Annotated in this window: 2 protein-coding genes; one reads left to right on the top strand and one right to left on the bottom strand. The window is 65.8% G+C overall.

Features of this window, described 5'->3' with window-relative positions; genetic code table 11:
- Positions 1-122 precede the first annotated feature (122 nt).
- Entirely contained in the window at positions 123-773 is a 651-nt protein-coding gene (locus E0E18_RS13700) for an HNH endonuclease family protein (RefSeq protein ID WP_130841912.1), read from the top strand.
- Positions 774-863: 90 nt separating this feature from the next.
- On the opposite strand, the gene E0E18_RS13695 is transcribed toward E0E18_RS13700, so the two are convergent.
- Positions 864-3179, bottom strand: a complete 2316-nt coding sequence (locus tag E0E18_RS13695; RefSeq protein WP_130841910.1) for a DEAD/DEAH box helicase — start codon at positions 3177-3179, stop codon at positions 864-866.
- Positions 3180-3283 lie beyond the last annotated feature (104 nt).

Genomic DNA, 3283 nt, shown 5'->3' with positions numbered 1-3283 from the left:
CGTGGAGTCTCGTTGGCAGCGTCAGATGTGTATAATCGACGGGGAGTGATCAGTGGAGAGATTCATAATCCACTTGGCCGGCCGCGTCGGATGTGTATAAGCGCCAGGAGTCTGACAGGTCCATGACAGCAGCCACCGTCCCCGCGACAGTTCTCACCGTTGTTCTCGTGACAGCCCTCGCCGCCTGCGGAGCCGGCCCCGGGCAGGACGCCACGGACCGCCGGACCGTGGAAACCCTGCTCAGCAGGGTCCTGACTGTCCCCCGACGCACCCACGTCCTCGGCTACAGCCGGGACGAGTTCGGGGGATGGTCCACGCGTGTGTCCTCCGCCGGTCGACTGTGCACGACCCGCGACCTCGTTCTGTTCCGTACCTTCGGCAATCCCGCCGATCCGGCCACAGACTCACCGGTGCCGGACTGTCCGACCGCTCGCGGTGAGGCCACGGACGTGTACACCGGAGAACGTTTCACCCCCGTGGACACGGAGATCGACCACGTCGTGCCCCTGGCTGCGGCCTGGGACCACGGTGCACACACCTGGACCCGTGCCCGGCGGACCGCTTTCGCCAATGACATCGAGCTGAACCTCATCGCGGTGTCCACGCAGGCCAACCAGTCCAAGAGTGACGGGACGCCCTCAGAATGGCTGCCGTCGGCAGAGTGGCCGGCTGCCTGCGCATACTCTGCCAGATACCTCACCGTCGCCGTGGCCTACAGTCTGACGGTCAGTACCGGGGACGCCGACGCTGCCCGGGACTCCTGCCTACGGTGACACCTCAACGACACAACCGCACCCGTGGCACAGGCCACAGGTGCGGTCATTCATCGCAGTTACCGGAATTCCCGGTCACTCAGCTCAGGGTCAGCTGCGCTCCCGGCGTCCCCGGAAGCCGCCACGGTCCTCACGGTCACCCCGGTCGTAACGGTCGTTGCGGTTCCCACGCCAGCTGCTGCGCCCGCCGTGCTCGCGGCTACCGTGGTCGCGGTTACCCCGGTCACGGTCGAAACGTCCACGGTCTGACTGACGCTCACCGCGCCCACCCCGGTCGTCGCGGTCACGGCCACGACCACCACGCCGGTCGCCGCCCCTGTCACCGCCACGGTCGTCGCGGTCACGGCGACTGCTGCCCGGCCTACCGGCGGGAGCCCCCGGGTCCGGCTCGATGTTGATGAGCTTTCCGGAGATCCGGGTCTGGTCAAGCTGCTCGAACACCTCCCGGGGAAGGTCGGCGGGCAGCTCGACAAGGGAATGCTCAGAGAAGATGCTGATCCTGCCGAAGTCCCGCGAGTTCAGCCCGCCTTCGTTCGCCAGGGCGCCGACGATGGCACCCGGGCGGACGCGCTGACGGTGACCGACGCTGACCCGGTAGACGGCGAGGTCCTTACCGCTGCGGTCGGTGACCTTCGGCGCCTCACGGCTGAACCGCTCCGAGAACGGGCGGAAGACACCCGAGTTCTCCCTGCCGTGGTCCCCGTCCTCACGACCACGGCGCTCACGACGCTGGGGCTCGCGGATCTCCTGGGTGTAGAACGGTTCCTTACCCTGCAGCTTGGCTGCCAGAGCAGCGGCGACGTCCGTCATGGGAACGTCATTGTCCTGCGAATAGGAGGTCACCAGCTCGCGGAAGGTGTCCATCTGCCTGTCCTTGAGCGCGTCGGTGAGCGACGAGAAGAACTTCGCCTTACGGGCCTCGTTGACCTGGTCGACGCTCGGCAGATCGATCTCTCTGAGATGCGATTTCGTCGCACGCTCGATGTTCTTCAGCAGACGACGTTCCCGCGGGGTCACGAAGAGGATCGCCCGGCCGGTGCGACCGGCCCGGCCGGTACGGCCGATACGGTGCACATAGGATTCCGTGTCGCGGGGAATGTCGTAGTTGAACACATGGGTGATCCGGTCGACGTCGAGACCGCGGGCAGCCACGTCGGTGGCCACAAGAATGTCGAGACGACCGTCCTTGAGCTGGTCGACGGTACGCTCACGCTGATTCTGGGCGATGTCACCGTTGATCGCGGCGGCGTCGAAACCTCTCCCGCGCAGTTTCTCGGCGAGCTCCTCGGTGTCACTCTTGGTCCTCACGAAGAGGATCATCGCGTCGAACTCCGTGACCTCCAGGATCCGGGTCAGCGCATCAAGCTTGTTACGGTGCGACACCATCAGGAAGTCCTGCGAGATGTTGTCGTTGGTCCGCTGCTCGGACTTGACCGTGTATTCCTCGGCGTCATGCAGGTACTGCCGGGACAGCCTGCGGATGGCGGAGGGCATCGTCGCGGAGAACAACGCGACCTGACGTGAATCAGGCGTGTCGGAGAGAATGCGCTCGACATCCTCCTGGAAACCCATGTTCAGCATCTCGTCGGCCTCGTCCAGGACAAGGAACCGCAGCCGGGACAGGTCGAGGCTCCCCTTCTCGAGGTGGTCGATGATCCTGCCCGGAGTACCCACGATGATCTGGGCCCCGCGACGCAGACCGGACAGCTGGGCGCCGTAGGGTGCCCCGCCGTAGATCGGCAGGATGCTCATGTTGCCGAGATGCTCCGCAAAAGTCTCGAATGCGTCGGCGGACTGCAGTGCCAGCTCCCGGGTCGGCGCCAGGACGAGTACCTGGGGGTAGCGCTCGTCGAGGTCGAGACGGGACAGTGCGGGCAGTGCGAAAGCTGCGGTCTTGCCGGTGCCGGTCTGCGCCAGACCGACAACGTCCCGGCCTTTCATCAGCGCGGGGATCGTGGCGGCCTGGATCGGGGACGGGGTGACATACCCGACCTTCCTCACAGCCTCGAGAACACGGTCGGGCAGACCCAGTCCGGCGAAGCCCGACCCCTCGTCCTCTGTGTCGTCCTCGTCCGCAGGTTCTGCGTCCGTCGCACTTTTCGCGTCCGACGCGGCCCCGGCCGTTCCGGCGTCCTCGTCGGTGCCGCCGGCACTCCCGGCGTCACCGGTGGTGCCGGTAGATGCATCGTCGTCCACGGGCCGGTGCCCGTCGTCATGGTTGTCTTCTGCAGGATTCTCTTCGGTGACATCCCTGTCCGCGGTGTTCTCGGAATCATCTGCGCCCACAATGTCACCGACGCCCGGGGTGGTCTCCACCGGGGTCTCGAGCAGATTGTTCTGAGGAACCGTCGACTGGGAGGTGTCCGGCTGGTTTTCGTCGCCGGAGACGTTCTCAGTGTCAGTCATTGCCTTCACCATACGTGCCGGGGAGGACAAAAGCGATTCGAACAACCCTACACCGCTCCTGCTCCGCCATGGCGGCATGTGCCGGCCCCTCTCTGCCCCACCCC

It is taken from the genome of Corynebacterium neomassiliense (assembly GCF_900626215.1).
Lineage (GTDB): Bacteria > Actinomycetota > Actinomycetes > Mycobacteriales > Mycobacteriaceae > Corynebacterium > Corynebacterium neomassiliense.
Note: the sequence above shows the minus strand (reverse complement) of the source record. Positions and strands in the feature narration are given on the sequence as shown.

Coding starts and splice junctions, on each gene's coding strand:
- E0E18_RS13695 (WP_130841910.1), bottom strand. CDS start 3,179: ATGACTGACACTGAGAACGTCTCCGGCGACGAAAACCAGCCGGACACC.
- E0E18_RS13700 (WP_130841912.1), top strand. CDS start 123: ATGACAGCAGCCACCGTCCCCGCGACAGTTCTCACCGTTGTTCTCGTG.